The organism is Ornithinibacillus xuwenensis (genome assembly GCF_039614845.1).
GTDB lineage: Bacteria > Bacillota > Bacilli > Bacillales > Amphibacillaceae > Ornithinibacillus > Ornithinibacillus xuwenensis.
On the sequence record NZ_JBDIML010000004.1, the window covers coordinates 198,068 to 222,475 of the forward strand.

24 protein-coding genes and 2 riboswitches are annotated in these 24,408 nt (G+C 36.1%); of the genes, 19 read left to right on the forward strand and 5 right to left on the reverse strand.

Going from position 1 to position 24,408, the window contains the following annotated elements; translation table 11 throughout:
• Positions 1-128: 128 nt before the first annotated feature.
• Positions 129-1,115, reverse strand: coding sequence for a LacI family DNA-binding transcriptional regulator (locus tag ABC228_RS13700; protein WP_345825708.1), 987 nt, complete (start codon positions 1,113-1,115; stop codon positions 129-131).
• A gap of 82 nt (positions 1,116-1,197) precedes the next feature.
• On the opposite strand from ABC228_RS13700, the gene ABC228_RS13705 reads away from it, so the two are divergent.
• A complete protein-coding gene (locus ABC228_RS13705) occupies positions 1,198-2,034 on the forward strand; it encodes an HAD-IIB family hydrolase (RefSeq protein ID WP_345825709.1) in 837 nt (278 codons plus the stop codon).
• A gap of 388 nt (positions 2,035-2,422) precedes the next feature.
• Here ABC228_RS13705 and ABC228_RS13710 read toward each other — a convergent pair whose 3' ends face one another.
• Entirely contained in the window at positions 2,423-2,953 is a 531-nt protein-coding gene (locus ABC228_RS13710) for a GNAT family N-acetyltransferase (RefSeq protein ID WP_345825710.1), read from the reverse strand.
• A gap of 304 nt (positions 2,954-3,257) precedes the next feature.
• Here ABC228_RS13710 and ABC228_RS13715 point away from each other — a divergent pair, with 304 nt between their 5' ends.
• The 12 genes from ABC228_RS13715 (at position 3,258) to ABC228_RS13770 (ending at position 14,689) form a co-directional block, all read left to right on the forward strand.
• Positions 3,258-3,833, forward strand: coding sequence for a LysE family translocator (locus ABC228_RS13715; RefSeq protein ID WP_345825711.1), 576 nt, complete (start codon positions 3,258-3,260; stop codon positions 3,831-3,833).
• Between the two features lie 25 nt (positions 3,834-3,858).
• The gene (locus ABC228_RS13720) at positions 3,859-4,638 is read left to right on the forward strand and encodes an AraC family transcriptional regulator (protein WP_345825712.1); all 780 of its coding nucleotides are present in this window, start codon (positions 3,859-3,861) and stop codon (positions 4,636-4,638) included.
• A gap of 235 nt (positions 4,639-4,873) precedes the next feature.
• Positions 4,874-5,887 (forward strand): AraC family transcriptional regulator, encoded by a 1,014-nt coding sequence (locus ABC228_RS13725; RefSeq protein WP_345825713.1) that lies wholly within the window; start codon positions 4,874-4,876, stop codon positions 5,885-5,887.
• Between the two features lie 26 nt (positions 5,888-5,913).
• Positions 5,914-6,708 carry an SDR family NAD(P)-dependent oxidoreductase gene (locus ABC228_RS13730; RefSeq protein WP_345825714.1) on the forward strand — a complete coding sequence of 265 codons (795 nt, stop codon included), beginning with the start codon at positions 5,914-5,916 and terminating at the stop codon, positions 6,706-6,708.
• Between the two features lie 560 nt (positions 6,709-7,268).
• On the forward strand, positions 7,269-10,127 hold the full coding sequence (locus ABC228_RS13735; RefSeq protein ID WP_345825715.1) for an EAL domain-containing protein: 2,859 nt from the start codon (positions 7,269-7,271) through the stop codon (positions 10,125-10,127).
• Positions 10,128-10,510: 383 nt separating this feature from the next.
• On the forward strand, positions 10,511-10,963 hold the full coding sequence (locus ABC228_RS13740; protein ID WP_345825716.1) for a MarR family winged helix-turn-helix transcriptional regulator: 453 nt from the start codon (positions 10,511-10,513) through the stop codon (positions 10,961-10,963).
• A gap of 22 nt (positions 10,964-10,985) precedes the next feature.
• Complete coding sequence (gene paiA / locus ABC228_RS13745) at positions 10,986-11,504, forward strand: spermidine/spermine N(1)-acetyltransferase (protein WP_345825717.1); 519 nt, start codon at positions 10,986-10,988, stop codon at positions 11,502-11,504.
• 21 nt (positions 11,505-11,525) lie between these two features.
• Positions 11,526-12,131, forward strand: a complete 606-nt coding sequence (locus ABC228_RS13750; protein WP_345825718.1) for an FMN-binding negative transcriptional regulator — start codon at positions 11,526-11,528, stop codon at positions 12,129-12,131.
• A gap of 235 nt (positions 12,132-12,366) precedes the next feature.
• On the forward strand, positions 12,367-13,059 hold the full coding sequence (locus ABC228_RS13755) for an aspartate/glutamate racemase family protein (protein ID WP_345825719.1): 693 nt from the start codon (positions 12,367-12,369) through the stop codon (positions 13,057-13,059).
• 89 nt (positions 13,060-13,148) lie between these two features.
• Positions 13,149-13,559 carry an Imm63 family immunity protein gene (locus tag ABC228_RS13760; protein WP_345825720.1) on the forward strand — a complete coding sequence of 137 codons (411 nt, stop codon included), beginning with the start codon at positions 13,149-13,151 and terminating at the stop codon, positions 13,557-13,559.
• Positions 13,560-13,686: 127 nt separating this feature from the next.
• Positions 13,687-14,238, forward strand: a complete 552-nt coding sequence (locus ABC228_RS13765; protein ID WP_345825721.1) for a hypothetical protein — start codon at positions 13,687-13,689, stop codon at positions 14,236-14,238.
• 25 nt (positions 14,239-14,263) lie between these two features.
• Positions 14,264-14,689 carry a hypothetical protein gene (locus ABC228_RS13770; RefSeq protein WP_345825722.1) on the forward strand — a complete coding sequence of 142 codons (426 nt, stop codon included), beginning with the start codon at positions 14,264-14,266 and terminating at the stop codon, positions 14,687-14,689.
• Between the two features lie 115 nt (positions 14,690-14,804).
• Here ABC228_RS13770 and ABC228_RS13775 read toward each other — a convergent pair whose 3' ends face one another.
• Together ABC228_RS13775 and ABC228_RS13780 are read right to left on the reverse strand one after the other, a co-directional pair.
• Positions 14,805-15,593: a carbon-nitrogen family hydrolase gene (locus tag ABC228_RS13775; protein WP_345825723.1), complete on the reverse strand. Its 789-nt coding sequence runs from the start codon at positions 15,591-15,593 to the stop codon at positions 14,805-14,807.
• A 10-nt stretch (positions 15,594-15,603) separates the two neighbouring features.
• Complete coding sequence (locus tag ABC228_RS13780) at positions 15,604-16,680, reverse strand: iron-containing alcohol dehydrogenase family protein (protein WP_345825724.1); 1,077 nt, start codon at positions 16,678-16,680, stop codon at positions 15,604-15,606.
• Positions 16,681-16,757: 77 nt separating this feature from the next.
• A riboswitch (SAM riboswitch) is annotated at positions 16,758-16,859 on the reverse strand.
• Positions 16,860-17,019: 160 nt separating this feature from the next.
• Between ABC228_RS13780 and ABC228_RS13785 the strand changes: the two genes are divergently transcribed.
• The 6 genes from ABC228_RS13785 (at position 17,020) to ABC228_RS13810 (ending at position 22,883) form a co-directional block, all read left to right on the forward strand.
• Positions 17,020-18,192 (forward strand): pyridoxal phosphate-dependent aminotransferase, encoded by a 1,173-nt coding sequence (locus tag ABC228_RS13785; protein ID WP_345825725.1) that lies wholly within the window; start codon positions 17,020-17,022, stop codon positions 18,190-18,192.
• A 112-nt stretch (positions 18,193-18,304) separates the two neighbouring features.
• Positions 18,305-18,410: riboswitch (SAM riboswitch) on the forward strand.
• Positions 18,411-18,518: 108 nt separating this feature from the next.
• A complete protein-coding gene (locus ABC228_RS13790; protein ID WP_345825726.1) occupies positions 18,519-19,523 on the forward strand; it encodes a methionine ABC transporter ATP-binding protein in 1,005 nt (334 codons plus the stop codon).
• A gap of 1 nt (position 19,524) precedes the next feature.
• The gene (locus ABC228_RS13795) at positions 19,525-20,196 is read left to right on the forward strand and encodes a methionine ABC transporter permease (protein WP_345825727.1); all 672 of its coding nucleotides are present in this window, start codon (positions 19,525-19,527) and stop codon (positions 20,194-20,196) included.
• A gap of 40 nt (positions 20,197-20,236) precedes the next feature.
• The gene (locus ABC228_RS13800) at positions 20,237-21,058 is read left to right on the forward strand and encodes a MetQ/NlpA family ABC transporter substrate-binding protein (protein WP_345825728.1); all 822 of its coding nucleotides are present in this window, start codon (positions 20,237-20,239) and stop codon (positions 21,056-21,058) included.
• A 148-nt stretch (positions 21,059-21,206) separates the two neighbouring features.
• Positions 21,207-22,202 carry a glutaminase gene (locus ABC228_RS13805; protein ID WP_345825729.1) on the forward strand — a complete coding sequence of 332 codons (996 nt, stop codon included), beginning with the start codon at positions 21,207-21,209 and terminating at the stop codon, positions 22,200-22,202.
• A 12-nt stretch (positions 22,203-22,214) separates the two neighbouring features.
• The gene (locus tag ABC228_RS13810) at positions 22,215-22,883 is read left to right on the forward strand and encodes an SOS response-associated peptidase (RefSeq protein ID WP_345825730.1); all 669 of its coding nucleotides are present in this window, start codon (positions 22,215-22,217) and stop codon (positions 22,881-22,883) included.
• Positions 22,884-22,934: 51 nt separating this feature from the next.
• Here ABC228_RS13810 and ABC228_RS13815 read toward each other — a convergent pair whose 3' ends face one another.
• On the reverse strand, positions 22,935-24,407 hold the full coding sequence (locus ABC228_RS13815; protein WP_345825731.1) for a sodium:solute symporter family protein: 1,473 nt from the start codon (positions 24,405-24,407) through the stop codon (positions 22,935-22,937).
• Position 24,408: the final 1 nt, after the last annotated feature.

A 24,408-nucleotide genomic window follows, 5' to 3' on the forward strand; every position in this document is an offset into this window, starting at 1 on the left:
TTTATGTTTCGATATATCCTCAATTCATTGATTTTCATTATAAATACCTCAGTAGTTGTAAATTCTTATTCAAGTAATCTGCCTCGTTACGGTGTAAGTTGACCTTCCTTAGTGTTTATAATGAAGCATTAACTAGAATTTCTTTCAATAAATTCTCCGTTATATACCTTTTTGATAGGGTGATGTTTTACACCATTCATCTTATTTACAATGTGATTTACTAAGTCATTAGACATATCCTGAATATGATTACAGATGGTGGACATTTGTGGATTAGTAACTAGTGATATTGGATGATTATCAAAACCAATTATTGCCAAACGTTGAGGTATTTGGATGTTCTTTCTAACAGCTGAACTTATTAATCCAGCTGCAACGAAGTCACTTCCGGCGATAATACCATCTATCTCTAAATTTTCTTTAAAAAGTCTATTACCTAATATGATTCCATCTTCTATAGTTGATATTTCATTAAAAAGAAAATTTTTGTTGTGAATTATCTCCTTTTTTTCGTGGGCTAAAATAAATCCCTTTAATCTTGCTTGTTGTAAAGGGGAGGAAATATTGTCCGAACAGAAACCTAATTTTGTATACCCTTTACTTAGGAGATATGATGTTACGTTCATTGTTACCTCTTCCTCATTTAAACAAAAAACGTCAAAATAATCTCCACGAAAATCTTCATTACAAGCAACAATTATATTATTTCCTGTAAATTCAGCGATTTCTTCCTCTTGTAATGTAGAGGAAGTTAATATAAGGGCATCATACTCATTTTTTTGAAGTTGAGTGTATACCTCCCTCTCTCTACTTTTGTCTAAAAAAGTTTGATGCACGACAGTTTTAAATCCACTTTTATAACAATCAGCAGATATGTACTTAACCAATTGACTAAAATAAGGATGACTTAGATCAGGGATAAGAATAGCTATACACTTTGTTTGCTTTTGCCGAAATTGTATAGCAAGAGAATTTGGAACATAATTATGCTCTTGCATAACTTTCATTACTTTCCTCTTTGTTTCAGTTGATACATAAGGATGATTAGAAATCACCCGTGAAACTGTTGATTTAGATACGCCACTAAGTCGAGCAATATCATATATTGTTACCATTCTGCACCTCTAAAAAAATATTGACATGGGACCAATCCCAGCAATTATAGTATAGCAAAGTAAAGTAATGGGGTGGTTAATAGTGAATTATAGGATTAATAAATCTTTTTCAACTTCTCATGAGGTAAACTATCTAATCTTTTTTGATTTTGATGAAACATATTTCCCTCATGATTGTACAGATGAATTATTGAATAATTTATATGAATTGGAAGAGTACCTGAATAATCTCGTTCATAAACGATTCGTCAAAATAGGCTGGGTAACGGGAAGCGATCTCAATCAAATTGTTCATAAAATGGAGCGAGCGAATCTTTCTTATAGTCCCCATTTTATAGCAAGTAACTTAGGTACAGAAGTTTATAATGTAAGAGAAAATGGTGAATTGCTAATTAATGAGGAATGGGAAAAGAGATTAACGAAAGCTAAATTCTTCAACGACAAGGTAAAAGAACTTATTAGTGAATTGTACCATGTGTATAGAATAAATCTTGTAGAGCAAACGCAGTTTGGACAAAAACGATATAAGTTTAACTACTATTATTATGAAAGGTCCAAGACACAAAGCCAATATGATTTAAAAATAATTAGACATTTAGCTAAAATAAACGGTATGGGAATAAATATAAACCGTTGCAATCCAAAAGCAGGAGACCCGGAAGGTGCATTTGATATTGATTTTATTCCACTACATACAGGAAAAAAGGAAATAGTAAATTTCATGATTAAATATTATCAAGTGCCTTTAGTTAACACTATTGCTTTTGGGGATAGTGGTAATGATATAGAGATGCTAAAAACAGTAAATCATGGTTATTTATTAGGAAATGCCACCGAAGAAGCCAAGGGATTACATGATAAAGTAACAATATCTCATTATTCTAGCGGTATTCTAGAAGTTCTTCAAAAACTTTTCTAAACTTTATCCAAAGTCATATTCGATAATTCGACAAAATAAAATTACAAATTAATCTCAAATAAAAAGTAAATCAATCATATTGCATGAACTGGTGCATTTGAGTTTGGGTAATTGCTAGGTTAACGAGAGGTTGTTACCGAAGAAGTGGATAAATAGCTTAAGAAATCAGCTATTCCACTCCCAACAAGGTTTTCAAACTAAAACAGCATGATGAATAGTTATTCGATTTTATTGTCAGTATAGATTAAAAGAGTTATAGAATGAAAGAATAGAAATGGGCGCTTTTCTAATCAAGAAGGCGTCTATTTGATATACTTCTACATTAGGGAAACTTTTATATAGAAAAAACCTATATTCATATAGAAAATAGGTTTTTTCATAGCTTAATTTAATCTGTAATTAATCTTGAGTACATATCTAAATCAATAAATGTATCTCTTGATTTTTCTGATTTTCTTAGTGTACCTTCATAATGAAAATTCATCTTTTTTACAAGCTTTATTGATTTTTTATTTTCAGGCTCGATTTTTGCTTCAATCCTATTGAAATATAGCGTATTAAACGCATAATCCAATAGTTTACGTACAGCTTCTGAAGCAAATCCCTTACCCCAATATTCTTTACTAATTTCATAACCGATTTCTGCTTTTGAATTTTCAAAGTCTAAGGAATTGTATCCACATGAACCTATAATTTGCTTCGATTCTAAATGGAAAATTGAATAACGAATAGCTTTATTGTCTTGATAAAGATCTTCAAGCACTTCAATCATTTGTATGGCTTGTTTTTCATCAGTGAAGTGATTAATGTTCATAAACATTGTCACTTCTGGATCAGACCATATTTTAAATAGGCTAGAGGAGTCTGAGACCTCCATTTTTTTTAGTAATAATCTTTCTGTTTGTAGTTCTGTAATCAATATTTTTGCCTCCATTTTGTTTTTGTTTGAGGTTTCGATATTGATATCTGCGCATAGTTCAGTCCCTTCGTACTTAAGGTTAGTATTATTATATAATAATAGAAAAAAATAACAACTTAGTTTTAAAATAGCATATTACTGTTTATAGGTAACATCTAATAGATTGTGAATAATAACCTATAGAAATACCTGTAATTCTAAAAACACAGTATTTGAAGAATCCCATTTCCGCAATAATATACTATAAGACCTGTAATGATAAGATGTAAAATTACATGAGAATAACCTGGAAGGAGCTATCCTCATGGATGTTACATCTTTTTTATTATATTGTTTTATTGTTACGTTCACACCTGGGCCTATTAATATTGTTATCTTTTCTACAGTTCATAATTTGGGGGCGAAAAAGGCGCTGGAATATGCTTATGGTGCTACGGTAGCTTTTGGATTATTACTGGTTATATCAGCTTTGTTGAATACGGTTCTTATCAACATCATACCGAAAATCTTATTCGTGATGCAGATTATCGGAAGCTTATATATGTTCTATCTTGCGTATCAAACCTATAAAATGGATACATCAAAACCAACGGCAACGATTACCGGAACCTTTATGTCAGGCTTTCTTCTACAATTTTTGAATCCAAAGGCGGTTATATTTACAATGACGGTCATTCCTAGTTTTATTTTACCGCACTATACAGTAGTTTCGGCTGTCATCATAGGTGTTATCGTAATCACGTTTATTGGATTCTTGGCTTTTCATACTTGGGTCCTTTTTGGAGCAATTTTTAAGAAGTTCCTACAGAAGCAAAGTAAAATTGTTAATGCTATGCTAGCATTATTTTTAGCGTATTCAGCAGTAATGATTTGGTTGTAGAATAGCTAATGAAGAGGTGAATTTAGTGAATAAATTTATCTATAAAAAATCAGCAGGTGTCACGGCATTGTCAGCGAGTATCACTGATTTTACTTATAAAAATCATGCTCACAAAGAATATGCAGTTGGTGTAACCTTGCGTGGAGTGCAGCATTATAATTTGGATGGTAGCTTACAACTATCCTATCAAAACGGAGTAATGCTTTTTAATCCGGAACAAGCGCATGATGGAAGGGCTCATGATGATACAGGACTTGATTATGTAATTCTATATATTGATCCAGATTTGTTTTTAGAAATTATTGAAGAAAGAGATGTCGTAAGGTTTCAAACCCCTGTTGTGTATGATTATAGTCTTCGACAAAAGATATTAAATCTTTCTCATGCAATATTAAGTGATAAAGATGAGGCGTTGTGTAATGAATTACTCGTAACGCTCATCGATAATCTTATTCAAACGAATATTTCTACTGATTATAAGAAAGATCACGCGCTAATTCGTAAAGCGAAAGATATACTTCATACGAACCTAGATAATGTACTTAAACTTGATGAAATATGTAAAGAGCTAGACCTATCAAAATTCCAGTTTATTAGATTTTTTAAAACACATACTGGAATTTCACCATACCAATACTTTTTGAACTGTAAGATTGAACAGGCGAAGCAGTTAATAGAGAGAAATTGTGATATTTATACTGCTGTAGCTGCGTGTGGATTTGTTGATTTAACCCATTTAAACAAACACTTTAAAAGTATTTATGGAACAACGGCGTTTGAATATATGACTCATTTGAAAAAATGAGGAAATGAAAAGTAACTGTACTTCGAATAATTATAGGTACTTTTTAAAGATTTTACGTACAGTTTAGTTTCATAAGTAAGTATTAGTAAGTAGAAAACTTACCTAATCTGTAGCTCAGCACCAATTGGCGCGTAATGAAAGTGAATTGTCGTAGAATGCTAGTTACAGAACGACGAATCGTAAGTAAAATGAACTAAGCGTTATTGTGTTGATTAGCTAAGGAGGTGTAACCTATATGACTTCGAATAATCGTATTAGAATACCAAATGGGTTTTGGGCTGGACTACGTCAATTAGGAATAACGGAGCAGGATGTAGTTCGAAAAGCGAAACTGCCACTTACCGTCATTACCGAATCAGTGGTCAGCACCGAGCAATATTTAGCAATTTGGCACGCGTACTCCGATTTGATTGGGGATATGGGAGAAGGAATGATTAAGCTTCCAACAGCATTTGAAACAGCTCATTATCCGCCGTCTGTCTTGGCGGCTTTCCATGCCCGTGATTATCGTGACGCCCTAAATCGAATGATTCGTTACAAAGAAATGTGTCCTCCCGAAAAATTAAGTATTGTGGAGGAAGGCGATAGTTGCTCAATTGAACTGGATTGGTTGAATGATGAACAGCCTGGTCCACCACTGTTAATTGGAACCACGCTTGCTTTTCTACTGGAGTTAGGGCGTAGAGGGACCGGTTTTCCTTTAAATGCGAAGTTAGTTGAATTTACATTTTCAATGGATAAGGGACAGGCACTTAAAGAATTTTTCGGTTGTCCTATTCGTTATGACGCAGCAAGTAACAGATTGACAATGCACAGAAGGGATTTAGATCGCCCTTTTACTTCGTACAATGCTGAATTATTAGAGGTATTAACCCCTGTATTGGACCAAACATTACATGACAAACGAAGTAGTCAATCTATCTCGGAGATAGTGAAGTGGATATTAAAACGCAATTTAACAGGAGACCATCAAGAACTACGAGATGTAGCAAGTGAGTTGGGAATGAGCGAGCGTACGATACAACGCAGACTTATGGATGAAGAAACTAGCTTTAAACAACTGTTAAGCCAGGCCCGCCATGAGCAGGCGCGAGCATACTTGGCAGATCCACTGCTAGAGATAAAAGAAGTGGCATTTTTGGTTGGGTATAAGGACCAAAGCTCGTTCTACCGAGCTTTTCGCATTTGGGAAGGTGATACACCACTCAATTGGCGTAATCATCATATAAATATAACGCACATAAATTGAAACGTTCTTAAAAGGAGTAACAAATCATGGAAATGGGATTAAATAATAAAACAGCTTTAATTACAGGTTCAACAAAAGGTATCGGTAAAGCAATAGCAATAGAACTGGCCAAGGAAGGAGTTAACGTTTTAATAAATGGACGTAATTATGAAGAGGTAGAGCGTATTGTTAAGGAAATTAAATTAGAATTTCCAGCTACTTCTCCACAAAACGCTACAGCTGATATTGTGGATGTACAACAGAGGGAAGCGTTATTCCATCAATACCCCGATATCGATATTTTAGTGAACAATATGGGTATTTATGAAATCATGCAATATGAAGATATTGACGATGAAGTATGGAATAAATACTTCCGCACGAATGTATTAGCGGCAAATGGATTAGCAAAATATTATTTGCCAAAAATGCTGCATAAGAATGATGGCCGCATAATTTTTATAGCGAGTGAGGAAGCAGTGATGCCATCAGGGCAAATGCCTCAATATTGTATGACAAAATCTATGCTTTTATCATTATCAAAAAGCCTGTCTAAGTTAACCATAGGAAAAGAAGTAACCATTAATACAATACTACCTGGTCCAACTCTATCAGAAAATGTACAAGCGATTATTGAGGGCATTTACTGTGATGAAAGTATACCGTTCCAAGAAAAAGAGAGGCAATTTATGATTCATAATCTACCTCAATCTGAAATACAGCGATTTATCAAGCCAATGGAAATAGGTAGACTAGCTACATTCTTGTGTAGTCCATTTGCGTCTGCGTTTAAAGGTTCTCCAGTTCGTATGGATGGCGGAATGGTGCCAACTATTTATTAATAATTTTGGATAAAGAGAGCCTAATCTTGTCATAAATCTAGCTATTATAACAAACTACTAATCAACTTCATGTTGACCCTGTCCTAACTCTTTAGAACAGGGTCAAACCTTATGTCTTTAGAAGAAAAGTATCTTCCTAGCAATAGGTACTTAAGGAAAATCATATTTTAATAAATAATAATTAAACGCTTGGGTAAGGGGTTCTTATCGAAGCGTTTTTGCGTTGTGAGAAATAGTTTGTATTAGCGAAACTACGAATCTATATGTTATTCGCTATGTAATAAGATGTTTTCACCACCACAGTAAGCGCTATTCACTTAACATTATCTAATCATTCGTTCTTGCTTCTTGCTCTGTGAAAAATGAATTAGAAAGATAAAATGAACCGATACTAGCTTTAACTAAATGTGTATCATAGCAGTCAGTTATGTCGTAATTTGACTATTCTTGATATATTCAATTATCATAAAGAGACGATAGGAAAAATTTACTAGTTTTTATATAGGTATATAGGTCTAGTAATGGATGAACGGTCAAAAATTAATAAAGGGGTTAGAATTGTGTCAAATACAGTTAATAATACTTCCCTAGAGAAAGACTTACAGGTGGATTGGGATGCAAAGGAGGTTTATAAAACTTTTTACAATCAACATATAGATGCCACCTTTGTTCTAGATTTAGAAGGGAAAATTCAGAATGTAAATGAATCAGCAGAAAGGCTTATTGGTTGCTCAAAGATGGATTTACTTAATCAACCATTTCTTCCTATGGTTGAAAAGGGAAAACGTGTGGAAATGATTCATCTATTTCGTCGTGTAATGAAAGGGCAACCTCAGGAAACGAAGTGCTCCATTAATTCTAAATTAAGTTCAACTATCATCGTGAATTTTGTAGCTGTTCCTATAAAACAAAACGATAGGATTATTGGAGTTGTGGGTGTTGCCAATGATATTACGCAACAAGTTACATTAGAAAGGGAAATGAAACAATCACATGAGAGGTTTAAATCGGTATTCGAAAATCATCCTGATGCAGTCTATACGATAGATCTACAAGGGAATATTCAATACTGTAATGATGTTGTCTTGGAGTTCACTGGTTTATCAAGAGAAGAAATTTCTAAGCCTTTTTATGAGCTACTAGCACCTGAGTATCAAGCCTATGCAATGAAAAAATTCAACGAAGCATTAAGTGGTGATTCTGTTAAATATCATGCTGTATTAATTAGAGCTGATGGAAAGAGCTTAGATTTCCATATGACGCACATTCCTATGTTTAGTGATGGTAACGTGACAGGAGTCTTTGGCATCTCAAAGAATATCTCGGAGCTAAGAGAGTATGAGGAAAAGCTAAGTAAAGCTCAGAAAGAACTAAGCCTTGTTCAATTTGTTAGCAATGTTGGGAATTGGGATTACGATGTCATTAGTAAAGAAGCAATATGGTCGGAGCAACTGTATCGAATATATGGGATTGAGGATATCGAAAATTTCAAGCCATCGCTAGGTAATTATCTTTCAATGGTTCATCCAGATGATGCGGATGAATTTAAAAAGAACTGTATGGATGCCTACTTCTCAGGTGAAGCATTCAGCTTTGAATACCGGATTATTAGAAAAGACGGTGTTGAACGGATTGTCCATGAACAAGGAAATACGATTCGAGCTGAGGATGGAACTGTGAGACGAATGATTGGAACCGTCCATGATATTACAGAGTATAGACAAACAGAAGCAAGGCTCGAACAAACCGAAGCACAAGCTCAAACGATATACAATAACCTGAAAGAAGTTATCTGGTCCATTGATATAAAAAACAGAAGTATTCTTTTCTGCACGGATGAATTTGAAGAATTATGTGGATTTAAACTGCAGGAGGTACTTCAAAATCCAACTCTATGGGATCGGTATATTCATCGAGATGACGCAAAGAAAATTGTTGAAATCATGACAGATATTCGAAATGGGAAAGAGATATTTGAACAGTACCGTCTTCGTCATTTCTCTGGTGAGGTTAAATGGATTAATGTCAAAGCTATTCCATTCTGTGATCAAGAAGGAAAGTTAATTCGTTTAGATGGTATTATGTGGGATGTCACAGAACAGAAAAAGGCAGAAGAAAAGCTTTATAAAGCAGCATTCCAGGATTATCTAACAGAACTTCCGAACAGAAGAAGCTTTGAGAACTACATAGAGACTGCAATTAAACTTCACCATGAAGAGAGAGAAACATTTGCCTTATTGTATCTAGATTTGGACCGATTTAACGCCATCAACGATCGACTTGGTCATTCGGTTGGTGACGAGTTGTTGAAGCAGGTTGCCCAAAGGTTGAAGAATTGTTCAGAAAACCATTTCTCAGCAAGACTTAGTGGGGATGAATTTGCTGTTTGTATTCCAAGATTACAAACAACTGCCCAAGCGATAAATGCTGCACAGGAAATCATGGAAGCATTGGAACAACCTTTCCGTTATCGCGATTATGATTTGTTCATCTCGGCAAGTATTGGAATAAGTATTTATCCTATGGATGGTGATCACGCAGCTGAGCTTGTGAAGAATGCTGATACAGCATTATCCCATGCAAAGGAGAAAGGAAAAAATACGTATCAAGTCTACACGAAAGAGATGAATCAAGAATCTTTTCGAAAGTATTGCTTAGAGAGGGATATGAGAAAGGCCATAGAACTTAATGAGTTTGAGGTTTATTATCAACCAAAAGTGGATGCAAAAGCAGAAGAAATCATCGGTGCAGAGGCATTGCTTCGATGGGAGCATAAGCGGTTTGGCTCAGTCTCACCTGGAGAATTCATTCCAATAGCAGAAGATAGCGGATTCATTACAGAAATCGGTACTTGGGTGTTTAAAAATGTATGTCAACAGTTAAAGGAATGGGAAAAGAATGACCTTCCATTTGTCCCAATATCTATCAACATTTCTCCACAACATTTCTTAAAGAAGGATATCATAGAGCTTGTAAAGACAAGTGTAGCTGAATTTGGCATTGATCCCGCATCGATTGAGTTGGAGATTACAGAAACATCTCTCATACACTACTCTGAAGTTGTGCAAAATACGATGAGCACCCTAAAAGACATTGGTGTAAAGATTTCATTGGATGACTTTGGGACAGGCTATTCTTCCCTTTCACAGCTTCAAAACTTCCAATTTGATACATTGAAGATTGATCAATCCTTTATCAAAAATGTTCTCATAAAAAAGGAAGATTCTGTGATAACGAGTAGTTTAATTTCCCTTGCCCATGGATTGGGAATGAATGTCGTTGCCGAAGGTGTTGAGTTAGAAGAGCAGCTGGAGTATTTGAAACAGAATGATTGTGATCAAATACAGGGATATATTTATAGCAAACCCTTACGTGTGAAGGATTTTGAAGACTTATTGAAAAAAGGTTTATTTAATTGATAAAAATTAAACAATGCCTCTAGAAGGAATTGTATTTGGGAGAAATTAACTATAGAACTGCTATTTTAAGGTACAGTGAACTTCATTGTGCCTTTTTATAATGCAAGCAAAACATTAGAAAAAACTCTTGTAAATGTAATAAAAACTACAGATTTCCAACGAACAGCTCGTATTAATGGGGAATTTCATCAGCAGGTGAAGATCCAAGTGCCAATTGTATCGTTAAAGAAAACCAGAAGGCAATATTAAATGACTCTGCATTAGAAAACTTATTTCACTTTGTTAAACCCTTCATTTTTGTTGCATATACAACAAAAAAACAGTTATCTTTAGTAAAGGAACTATGTTGTATTTGCAACAAAATATATAACAAGGAGTTTAACATGAAAGAGATTTTACGAGAAATTGGAATGATTGCACGGGCTCTAGATTCTATAAGTAATATAGAGTTTAAAGAATATGACTTAACAAAAGGACAGTATTTATACATTGTACGAGTATGTGAAAGCCCAGGAATTATTCAAGAAAAGTTGGCTGAGATGATAAAAGTAGATCGAACAACGGTAGCCCGAGCTATTAAAAAACTTGAAATAAATGGTTTTCTTGAAAAGAAAGAAGATAAACTTAACAAGAAAATTAAGAAGCTCTATCCAACGGAGAAAGGAAAAAAAGTATATCCTCTTATTAAAAGAGAAAATGACTATTCCAATACTGTTGCGTTAGAAGGACTTTCGGAAAGTGAAGAAGAAACTATTTTCCAACTTCTGCAGAGAGTACGGAAAAATATTGAGAGAGACTGGGAATATGTAAAAAAGGGGAACAAAAGAACATATTGATTAAAGGAGTTGAGCTAATCAAATGAATGTAAAAATAACAAAGTGTAACCATGAAGACTTACAAATACTCCGAGAAATAAGTGTTGAAACATTCAATGCTACTTTTAAAGACCAGAATTCACCAGATAATATGAAAGCTTATCTAGAAAGTGCATTTAACTTAAAACAATTAGAAAAAGAATTATCAAATCGCTTTTCGGAATTCTATTTTGTTTATTTTAATCATGAAGTTGCAGGGTATTTAAAGGTCAATACTCACAATGCTCAATCTGAAGAGATGGGCGAGGAAGCATTTGAAATAGAAAGAATTTATATAAAGAAAAAATATCAAAAGCATGGGCTAGGTAAATATCTATTAAATAAAGCTATAGAAATTGCTACCGAGTCTAACAAAAAAGAAATTTGGCTAGGAGTTTGGGAAAAGAATGTTAATGCTATCGCGTTTTATAAAAAATTGGGGTTTGTACAAACTGGAGCCCATGCATTTTCTATGGGTGATGAAGAGCAAATAGACTTAATCATGAAAAAAGCACTTAACTGATCTGTTGAAAGGTGGGTTATTTTGTATATCCCGAAGCATTTTAATGTCAATGACTTTAAGGAAATCAGAGAATTTATTATTAGGCACTCTTTTGGGACAATTGTAACGATAGAAAATGGGAAACCTATTGCATCTCATTTACCATTGGAGTTACATCAACAAGGCGATGATTACGTTATAACTGGACATATGGCTTATGCGAACCCTCAGTGGAGAACAATCGAGGCTGATAATGTACTAGTGATGTACCAAGGCCCACATGCTTACATCTCCTCATCTTGGTATAAGTCTGAAAATGTGCCAACATGGAATTATCAATCAGTTCATGTATATGGAACAGGTAGTATAATGAGTGAGCAAGAACTGCAAGAAGACCTTGTACTGCAATTACGAAAATACGAAGAACATCGTGATAATGCAGCTTTATGGGAAAACCTTTCTAATCAAACCAAGAAACAAATTAAAGGCACTGTTGGTTTTAAAATTAAAATGACAGAAGTTCAAGCTGCATATAAATTAAGTCAAAATCGAAATGAAGAAGACTATCACAATATCGTTAATAAACTATATGAAGAAAAAGATAATAATTCTAAGGCATTAGCAGAAGTGATGAAAAATAAAAAGTGATATTTCATATGGGCGAATAATGACTACTATCTTCATAAGTATTTGAGATGGAGGAAATAAGTAATAGTAAATCGGCGTTTCAGCTAACAAGGCGGTCATACTTGACCGTCTTTTTCTAATTCATTAGACTGATATTATTTTTAGGAGATTATGCTAGTATGGAACTAGATACATTTAAGTTAAAAAGCAATTGTATGAATATAGTAGTCAAAATATAAATAATGGAGGGATACTTGTGAAAACCATTGGACTTATCGGTGGCATGAGTTGGGAATCGTCTGTGGAGTATTATCGCGTTATTAACGAAGAAATTAATAGTAGATTAGGTGGTTTACATTCAGCTAAGTGTCTATTATATAGTGTTGATTTTGAAGAGATTGAAAGATATCAGGCCGATGGTGATTGGGAAAAAGCAGGTAAAGCATTAGGAGAAGTCGCATCATCTTTAGAAAAAGCGGGTGCGGATTTTATCGTTATCTGTACGAATACGATGCACAAGGTAATTCATGATATCCAAAAGTATATCGAGATACCTGTATTACATATTGCAGATGCAACGTCAAATCAAATTCTAAAGGCTGAAATAAAAACGGTTGGATTACTTGGGACTAAATATACAATGGAACAAGATTTTTATAAGTCTCGATTAGAGTCAAATGGAATCAATGTTATCGTTCCAAATAGCGAAGAAAGAATTAACGTAAATCGTATCATTTTTAAGGAATTATGTTTAGGGAATATAGAGCAATCATCAAAGAATTATTATAAAAATGTAATTCAAAATTTAGTTGAAAATGGGGCAGAAGGAATTATTTTAGGCTGTACGGAAATCGGATTATTAGTTAAGCAAGAAGATTCCGAAGTTCCGCTGTTTGATACAACAGTAATTCATGCAATGGAAGCCGTAAATATAGCATTAAATAAGTGAAGAGATTGGATTTATTTTCTTTAGAACAGCTATCGACTAATGGCAGTAAGAACTGCAGAAGAATAATATACCGGGAGACTATATAATTTATGACTGTTAGAAGTCTTGATTACATTAGGAGTTTAGTTGAAAAGTATTCGGCGTATATTAATGCTCCTACTACATTTCAACCAACATATGGTTTTTCACAAGACGGGGCTAGACCTCATATAGAGGTAAACAATAAAGGGTATCATTATGTAGTTGTGGAGCGTGGAAAAGAATTAAAGAGGATTACTACAAATGACATAGATGAATTATTGTATCATGTTTTTAAAGGTATAACCTTCCAAATCTCTACAGAATTTGAGTTAGAAAACCGGGTTGAACATCAGGATTCTAGAAGGATATTTTTTAAAAAACAGGAAGAGCTACTGGGGTACATAAAGGAAAGTTGGAAAACTAGAAAAGAACAGGAGCATAATGCTATCCTTCGATTCAGACCTTTTAGAGACAAATAACTCATAAAAGGGTCATGAAGTAACTCGGTGAACAGACGATCATTAAATTGGTCGTTTTTTTATTATAATAGTATGAGATATGGGAGCTTAATAATTCTTTAAAGATTAATCGATCAAGGTGGGGAAAATGGAGAAAAATAAGTTAACGACAAAAAAGATAATGGTATACGGGCTACTTATCGTGTTGGTCTCATCCATTTACATGAATTATCATCTTTATAAAGAGAATCTGGGATATAAAGTTAAAATTGGAATTGACTATCAAGTTACTATAGCTCAAACCTTATTTCATTTGAGGGAAGATGATGTTGATTTTTGGATAAAAACCTTACAAGAGGAAAATGGTGATATTCTCTTGGAGAAGCATATTGGTAATTTAGAAGCGATTGCGCAACATTATCATGATATGAGTGGTAAGATAATGATAATTGGTACACAGATTAACTATATTTCTAAGCACTATCAAGAATTAAAAAAGAATATTGATGAAGAGAAAGATTATCCAGAAATTAAAGAAGCTCTAAAGAAGCATATTGCGTTTGTACGAAAAGTTCTAAATCAAGTTCAGACAGATTTAGGTGAAAATGAATTCCTATGGTATAAAGAGCTTTCTGGTTTTGACACAAAAACAGGAAATTATATATGGAAACAGTTCAAGGAATTTGAAGATGATTATTAATTAAGAAGGATAGGTTGTGAGTAGTATGGCTAATCCAAGATTTATCATGAAAAAAATATGGACAGATGTCGATTTCTTTGAAGTGAGGCTATGTTTATATGGCAGTGATTGCAATGTCGAAATCGATATATATTTAAACAATGGACAATTAGAAGAGTTGAAAAATGGTATCGCTAACTTCACAAATTTTTTGGGTAAGAATGAGTTTATCTGGGTAACGGGACATGAAACGGAAAATACGACACACTTCTTATCAATGCGATTTTTCCTTCAAGATAGTAAAAGAGGAATGGGAGGAATTGAAGTTAAGGTGGATAACAAGCAAGAAGCCCCATATTCTATGAGTGCTAATCTCTATATTGTCACGGAAATTAATCAATTGGATGATTTGGCATTGAAATTAGAGAAATTCATTCACGATGAAATCATAGAAATAGAAAGTCTTTTATAGTTTTATTAATTTGAAATTAAAAACAAGAACGCTGCAATTTTGAGTTCCAAGCGCTCTTGTTTTTGTTTGGACAGTTATGTGCATAACGAATGATTATCATGCCCCACTATATCGCTTACAATCGGTAAATATCCGGTCGACGATCCTTAAAAATCGGTATCGTATTTCGAACTTCATCCACTTGGTTGATATCAATCTTGGCTTGGAGAATGGTTTCGTCTTCTCCAGCTTCTGCAATGATTTCTCCCCATGGGCCAATAATAATAGAATGCCCACCAAATTGGTTATTTGGATCAGAACCAATTCGGTTACACGCTATTACAAAGCATTGATTTTCAATGGCACGACTAATTAAGAGAGCTCTCCAATGGTCGATTCTCGGCTTTGGCCATTCGGCAACGACATAGAGAATCTTTGTTTCATCAAGCATGTGCGTACGAATCCATTCAGGAAAACGAATATCGTAACAAATAACACCAGCGCTTTTTTGTCCTGCAAGTGTAAAACTCCCATTTTCATTTCCTTCAATAAGATGCTTTTCTTCATTCATGAGACGAAATAGATGTGCTTTACTGTATTCCTTAATCAGCTTACCCGCTTGGTTCACAACGAGTAAGGTATTGCTAAACTGATTATTTACATTCTTAGCAATAGAGCCGCCAACAATGTTGGTGTTGTATGTTAACGCAAGGTTGGAGAGGAAGTCAATAGAGTTGTGTCCATCTTTGTCAGCAATTTCATCTAAGCGGGTCAAATCATAGCCTGTTGTCCATAGCTCAGGCAGTACAACCACATCAGGCTTCGTATGTTCGAAGCTAGTAAATAGCTCCTTCAGATGCTCATAATTAGCTTTAGGATCGCCAAAACTAATATCCATTTGTATAAGGGAAACGTTTAATCCCATCCTATCTCTCCTATCTAGGTTTAAGGTTTTCAATCTTGTAAATGGCTTTTTCAACTATAGTACGGTCAGAAATGCCCATTAAATGGATAGACTCGCCAGGTTTAGTTGCTCCATGGGCAATAATGCTGATAGCCTCTGCTTTATTTTCTAGTATACCTAATTCTGCTAGTGAAATGGGGAGTTCTAGTTCTTTATAATACGGCAAAAGGAATGAAATTTCATCTAGTCTATCCTCTATTGCTAGTTGTACTAACACGCCGAAAGCAACCTTATCACCATGAAGATAATCATGTGTTTCATTTACATAGGTGAGGCCATTATGAATGGAATGAGCGCCAGAAATTCTCCCGTAATGATCACCGAAGCTACCAACCATACCGCCAGCCATGATAATGGTTTCGACCACTTGTAAAAATTCGGGTGTAATCACTTGTGAGGACAAGGCTGTTATTGCATTTTTCCCTTCTCGTAACAGCACATCTCGACATAATCCTGCAGCATGTAATGCAATCTCTAAAGGTATGGGCTTGGATTCTAGATGACGAGTTAAGACGTCAGCCTCATACCATTTTGCAATCGTATCACCAATACCGGCACGTAGATAGTCTACTGGTGATTGGACGATTATTCTAGGCTCTACTAACACCATATAGGTGCTTTGGTTGAAGACAGTGTATTCTAAGAAATTTCCATCGTTATCGTAGAACACACTTAAAGGTGTCCAAGCAGCACAATTTGATGCTAAGGTTGGAACTAGGATAACAGGTAGATGTAGGGTATCGCCGGTGGCTTTCGCAATATCTAATACTTTCCCTCCACCAACTCCAATAATGACATCTGTATCTACAACCGAAGCTTCATCACGAACTCTTGCCACTTCCTGATGTGTACAATCCCCATGATACTGTACGTACGTGGCTGGTTCTTCTAAGTGAATAAAGGGCTTTGCCGCTTGCCAAGAAGCTTCTCCATGAATGATAGCAGGACGTTGAAAGTGATGCTTGTTTAACAAGCTTGGTAAATCGTCAAGTACTCCTTCATAGCAAAGATATAAATTTGGTGCGCCTTTTACACGAATGACATCCATCCTAATCCCCCTCTTGATATCGTAAAAAACCTCTCTTCCAGGAGAGGAAGAGAGGTTGATTTGTCTTTTTGCTCCTCCTCTTATCTTGCAATGGATCTTGCAGGATTTAGCACCGTGTTGCGTAGCAACCGGTTGCCGGGCTTCATAGGGCCATTCCCTCCGCCTTCTCGTGATAAGAGTAATTTATTCATTGTATATTCTATGTTTGAAATGCATTATCCCACCGCTTTTTCATTCTGTCAACAATTCTAAATTTAAAAAAACTCTTTACAAGTTAGAATTTAATGACTATAGTTAGTAACTAGAATTTTACAGACCTGTTTAGGAGCGTGGTAAGAAATGCATCAATTTAAACAATCTGAATTGCTAACAAGATTACCAGAGCAGTTCTTTGCTAAACTCGTTCAAAAGGTTCAAATGCTAGCGAATGAAGGACATGATATTATAAATCTTGGTCAAGGAAATCCGGACTTACCAACACCGAAGCATATTGTTGAGGAGTTGAAAACGGCAGCCGATAACTCACAATATCATAAGTATTCGCCTTTTCGTGGACAACAATTTCTGAAGGATGCAATCGCTGAATTTTATAAACGTGAATACCAAGTGGAAATTGATCCAAATACAGAGGTTGCTATTTTATTCGGTGCCAAAACAGGTTTAGTAGAGATTAGTCAGTGCTTACTAAATGCGGGAGATCTTGCGCTCGTTCCAGATCCTGGTTATCCCGACTATATGTCTGGCATTGCAATGGCAAATGCTGAGACAGCTTATATGCCGTTGAAGAGGGAAAATGATTTCCTACCAGATTACCATGCGATAAGTGAGCATGATTTAGACCGAGCAAAATTAATGTTCTTAAATTACCCGAATAATCCAACCTCGGCAATAGCGACAAAATCATTTTTTGATGAAACAATTGAAATAGCTAAAAAACATCAGATTTGTGTCGTTCATGATTTTGCTTACGGTGCAATTGGATTTGATGGGGAAAAACCGCAAAGCTTTCTACAATCTGAAGGTGCAAAGGAAATTGGAGTTGAAATGTACACACTTTCCAAAACCTATAATATGGCTGGCTGGCGTGTTGGATTTGCAGTTGGTAATCAATCGGTAATTGAGAGCATTAATCTTATCCAAGACCATGTATATGTTAGTTTATTTAGTGGTATTCAGCAGGCTGCTGCAAAGGCATTATTAGCTGAACAGCAGAATGTGGTAGAACTCGTCCAGACCTATCAAGCAAGAAGAGATAAATTCGTTCGAAAATTACATGAGATTGGCTGGAGGGTAGAAGCACCAAAGGGTACTTTCTTTGCTTGGCTCCCGGTTCCAGAGGGATTTACATCTGAGCAATTTGCAGACCTATTACTAGAAAAAGCGCATGTAGTCGTTGCTCCAGGAAATGGATTTGGAGAAAGTGGAGAAGGCTATGTACGATTAGGACTGTTGGACGATGAGGATCGCCTGGTAGAAGCGGCAGAGCGAATCGGTCGGTTAGGTATTTTCTAACGAAGTGTTTCAAGAAGGCTGAAATATTCGATTGTAAAAGTTTATAAAATTCATTGACAAAATCAAATTGCGAGATTAATATAATATCTATCTTAAAATTTAATAATGATAAATCTTATCAAGAGTGACTGAGGGATCAGGCCCGATGACGTCACAGCAACCTTCCTCGTGAGTGGTGCTAATTCCTGCAGAATGTCTTGCATTCTGGAAGATAAAGATTGAATAAATATATTCATGACTCTCTTTCAGGTGGAAGAGAGTCTTTTTTATGGTTAAAAAATGTAGGTGTATACAGAATGCCTACCCTTGGAGTGTGGTGAGAGTACATGATTTCAGTTGAAAAAGTCAGTAAAGAATTTACGTCAAAATCGGGTAAGGTTATTGGGGTTGATAATGTTTCGCTACGAATACATAAAGGGGAAATATACGGCATCGTTGGCTATAGTGGTGCTGGGAAAAGTACCTTGATTCGTTGCATGAATGTATTAGAAAGACCAACCTCAGGAAGAGTCATCGTGGATGGGGTTGATTTACTTGGTCTTTCAAGTAAGGCATTACGAAAGGCGAGGCTTTCCATCGGTATGATTTTCCAAGGCTTTTACCTAGTATCCTCTAAAACGGTGTTTGAGAATATTGCATTTGCTCTAAAAGCTGCAGGCGTCGATAAGACCAAACGGAAAGAGCGGGTAATGGAATTACTAGAATTGGTTGGATTGTCCGATAAGATAGACCATTATCCAGCGCAATTAAGTGGTGGACAGAAGCAAAGGGTTAGTATTGCCCGTGCATTGGCAAATAACCCCAAGGTACTACTTTGTGATGAAGCTACCTCTGCACTAGATCCGAGTACTACCAAATCAATTCTGAAATTATTAAAAAAGATAAATCAAGAGCTCGGAATCACAATTGTGTTGATAACACATGAGATGGAAGTCGTAAAGGAAATCTGTAATCGATGTGCGGTTATGCAGGATGGAAGAATTATAGAAGAGGGACCAACCTATGAGTTGTTTGCAGAGCCTAAGAGAACATTAACAAAGCAATTTATTCATAGTGTCTTAGATTTCGAATTGCCTTCAAAACTAGTTGAAGCATGTACGGGTAGATTAGTGCAATTGCAATTTCGTGGAAAGCTTGCTAGTGAAGCAATTGTATCGGATATGCTCCAGCAATTTAAGGTTAGTGGTAATATCCTTCACGGTAAAGTGGAGTATATTCAAGAAAAACCACTCGGAATATTTATTATGGAATTAACAGGTGAAGAATTAGAGGTTACTAGTGCAATAAGATACCTAGAGGAACGTTTAGAACAGGTGGAGGTGATTCAGTAAAATGGCTGATGCTATCGCGAGAATTATAGAGTTGTTACCAGAGTTAAATAAAGCCTTTTTCGAGACATTATTAATGGTGGGTATTTCGCTATTAGTAGCCATTATCCTTGGCTTACCATTAGGTATTCTGTTGTATGTAACAGATCGAGGATTATTTTTAGAAAATCGATTTATTAAGCTATTGGTTGGAATTATTGTAAACCTTATCCGTTCTGTCCCATTTATTATCTTGCTCGTCTTCTTACTACCATTTACTGATTTCCTTGTCCACACGACGATGGGACCACTCGCAGCATCTGTTTCGTTATCTGTTGCGGCGATTCCTTTTTATGCAAGGATAGTAGAGTCATCAGCTCGTGATATTGATAAAGGTGTGATTGAAGCGGCAATTGCTGCAGGTGCATCACCTTGGATGATTATAAAGGACATTATATTGCCAGAAACAAAGCCTGGACTAATAAGTGGGTTAACGATTACTTGTATTAGTTTAATCGGATACTCGGCCATGGCAGGAACCGTTGGTGGTGGCGGAATTGGAGATTTAGCAATTCGTTACGGCTACTATCGATATGACGATACAGTTATGATTGCAACCGTTATTGTGTTAATCGTATTAGTACAATTCATTCAATATCTTGGCGATTTCCTAGCGAAAGCTGTTAACAAGCGCTAAGTAATGAAAAATTTCACATAAAATTGTAGGGGGAAAAATAATGAAAAAATATTTAGTAGGACTTATCGCATTACTAGTAATTTCAGTGCTTGCTGCATGTGGTTCTGAGGAAGAGGTAAATGGTGAGAAAAAGGTGATAGAATTCGGGGCGACTACAGGTCCATATAGTGATATGGTAACAAAAGCAATTGCGCCATTATTAGAAGAAAAAGGCTATGAGGTAAACAATACAGAGTTTAGTGACTATGTTCAACCGAATAATGCTTTAGCAAATGGTGATTTAGATGCAAACCTATTCCAGCATAAAATCTATTTAGAAGCATTTGCGGAGGAAAATGACCTTGATTTAACAGAGGTTATAAGTGTACCAACTGCTCCAATGGGGCTTTATTCCAATACATTCGATAGTATTGATGAAATTGAAGATGGGAGTACAGTTGTCATTGCAAATGACCCAACAAACCTAGCTAGAACCCTGATTATGCTACAAGACGAAGGGTTAATCACGATAAGTGAGGACGTTGATCCATTACGTGCATCTGTTAAGGATATCGCAAGTAATCCAAAGAATCTTGATTTTGTAGAAATAGAAGCGGGACAATTACCTCGCGCTGTGGAGAGTGAGGATTTAGCGGCTGTACCAGGTAACTTTGCTTTGGCAGCAGGAATGGACTTATTAGATGCACTTGCTCTAGAAAATATGCCAGATGATTATCGTAACCGCGTTGTAGTGAATACCGAAGACTTAGATTCTCAATTCGTAAAAGACATTAAAGAAGTAATTGAATCCGAAGAATTTGAAGCCATTATTGATGAACAGTTCCAAGGCTTTGGGAAGCCAGAATGGATGCTAAACAAATAATGTGAGAATGAGTACCTTGTAACGGAACGCAAAACATTAGATATACATGCTAATGTTTTGCGTTCATGCCTTTTTGGTAATCGTTTTATTTTTATACTTTACGAATATGTTGCATACTACTAGTAAGTAGAGACACTGAGGTGAGAATATGGTACAGGGTACAGTAAATTGGAATACACAGCTAGATAAAGAATGGCTCCAGGAGTATGTTGATGATTGGGTTTCCTTTTATCGCAAGCATACAAAGGAAGGAAAGCTCGCATCATATATTCCGATATTAGGAAAAGCAAATCCGCACCATCTCGGAATGGCAATTCACGGAAAGAATGGGATGATTATTCGTTCAGGGGATGTTGATACACCCTTTACCATTCAAAGCATTTCGAAAGTAATTAGCTTTATCGTAGCATGCATGGAAAGAGGAGTTGGTTACGTGCTTGACCGAGTCGACGTCGAACCAACTGGTGAGGCCTTTAATTCGATTATGCATTTGGAAATGAAAAGCTTAAATAAGCCATTTAATCCATTTGTTAATGCTGGAGCATTAACAATTACTTCGATGCTAGAGGGTGATACCGCTACACAAAAGCTCGAGCCCATTTACATGCTTTTTGAAAAAATGCTTGGTTACCGTCCAAGTCTGAATCAGGAGGTATATCAATCTGAATACGAATCCTCTGCTAGAAACCGTGCAATCGGTTATTATTTGATTGAAACAGGATTTTTGGAGGAAGACCTCGAAATAACATTAGAGACCTATTTCAAGCAATGCTCGATTGAAGTAACGGTGGATGATTTAGCGAAAATCGGATTGCTGTTAGCCTGTGATGGAGAGGATCCGAATACCGGAGAGGAGATTATTCCACGACAAATAGCTCGTATCACAAAAGCGTTAATGCTAACATGTGGGATGTATGATGCATCCGGGAAATTCGCTACCTATGTCGGGATTCCAGCGAAAAGTGGTGTTTCAGGTGGTATTGTTGCCGTGGCTCCACCTAGAGTACGGAATCAGCAATTTCCATTTATAGAGGGATGTGGAATCGGGGTATTTGGCCCTGCACTGGAAGACCGTGGAAATAGCATAGCCGGAATTCGGCTATTAAAGCATATTGCGTCACAATGGGATCTAAGTATTTTTTAATGGGAGGATATTATGTGTGGAAGATATACCTTATTAGCAGATGAGTTAGATATACTTGAGGAATTTGATGTGGAGCGTCAGATTACTGATTATCATCCAAGCTATAATATTGCACCAGGACAAAATGTACTTGCGATTATCCATGATGGAAAAGAAAAGCGAGCGGGATATCTTCGTTGGGGATTAGTTCCTTCATGGGCAAATGATGAAAAAATAGGCTATAAAATGATAAATGCTCGAAGTGAATCGGCACATGAAAAGCCTAGCTTCAAAGGATTAATGTCAAGAAAGCGATGCCTTATCGTAGCAGATAGCTTCTATGAATGGCAGCGAATCAATGACCAAAAAATACCGAAACGAATCCATTTAAAGGATCGCAAGCTATTCGCTTTTGCGGGGCTATGGGATAAATGGCAGCATACCTATAAAGCGTTATTTACCTGCACCATTCTTACAAAAGAAGCAAATCCTTTTATGCAAGAAATCCATCATCGTATGCCGATTATCCTTCCAAAGGATAAAGAGGATGACTGGATTGCTCCTTCTCGAATGGAGCCGCAGGAAGCACAAGCGTTCTTAGAACAGATAGACCCAGATGATCTAACTGCCTATTCTGTATCAAGCTATGTGAATGCAGCAAAAAATAATGATGAAGCGTGTATTGCACCATTCGCAGATTAATAGACGTAAAAAATCCTATCCCAATAATTCTGGAATAGGATTTTATTCTCGTTATACTTGTTTTTCCTTTCGAGCATTTTTCACGAGGTTTAAAAACTCATTTGCTTTTTGCTCAGGAGCCTTGGTAAGAAGGCTAACACCGACAAATAGTAGGCTAGATACGAGAATACCCCATATGCCGGAACCCAAGCTAAATGGCTTCATACCTGTTAACTCGAGTGTTAGTACGAGTAATGCACTGATAACGACACTGACAATGACGCCAGCAGCTGTACCTCGCTTCCAGAAGAATGTTCCGAAAAATGCTGGAACGACTACAATTAACCCAGAGGAAGCTGCTACTGATAGTACGGCAATTAAATCTAGTTCTAGCTCAGCAAAAGCATAAGCTAAAATAGCAATTATCGGGATAACGATTTTTCCGACTTTAAGCTGCTTAGCATCGTCTGGTCGACTACTTGTGTTTCCATAAACATCACGAGCAAACATGGATGATAGTGTGAGCATGATGGAATCAATGGTAGAAACTGCTGCAGCAAGAATTCCAACCATCACAATGACCCCAAGAACTGGAGGAACTATATCCGATGATAGCAAGCTTGGTGTTGCTAGATCTGCCTTTTCTAAATCGGGGAACATTTGCAAAGCTGAGAATCCCCATAATACGGAAACGAACGTATAAATCAGACCGAAAACAAGAAAACCAATGAGCATTTGTCTTAATCCTTTTAGAGAAGAAGGCATAAACATGCGTTGGCTTACTTGTGGGTTGGAAATACTAAAGAAGAACCAAGGTATCGTTAAGCTCAAAAATGTAAAGAAATTAAAGAAGTCATTTCCTGGTACCGATAATGATTCTGGATTTGTCGACTGTAAATTATCAAAGAACTGACCAAATCCACCAAGCGAATTAATTAGAATGATAACAACTATTGTTGATGTAATAATCATGAAAATGGCTTGTAGTGAGTCTGTCCATACAACCGAACGAATACCAGCTGAAAAAGAGAAAAATAGCGCTAAGGCGGTGGCGATAATAACCCCAGCGGTGAACGGTATAGCATTATCTGTAATTCCCGAGAGTAAATAGCCTACACCAGCTAATTGTACAGCACTATACGGAATTAAGAATAAACAGCTTACGAGTGCAATAACTGCTGCTACTGCTTTACTTTGATAACGGTCTCCAACCATTTCAGATGGTGTCACATACCCATTCTTTTTCCCAGCTAGCCAAAATCTAGGTCCAAATAATACAATTAAGGATACCCCTGTAAAGTAGACTATTTCAAACCCTAATGCTCCAACACCACCTCGATAGGTGAGTCCGGCTAGCCCTACCATCATAAATGCACTATAAGTCGTTGCACTATAGCTTAGTGCGGATAATATGCCATTCATTTTGCGATTTCCAATAAAATAACCTGACATCCCAGGTAAATTCCCTTTTCGAGAGAACAATGCGATAATAGATGCGATTATGGTATAAATAATAATTCCCCAAATTACTAGACTAGTATTCATG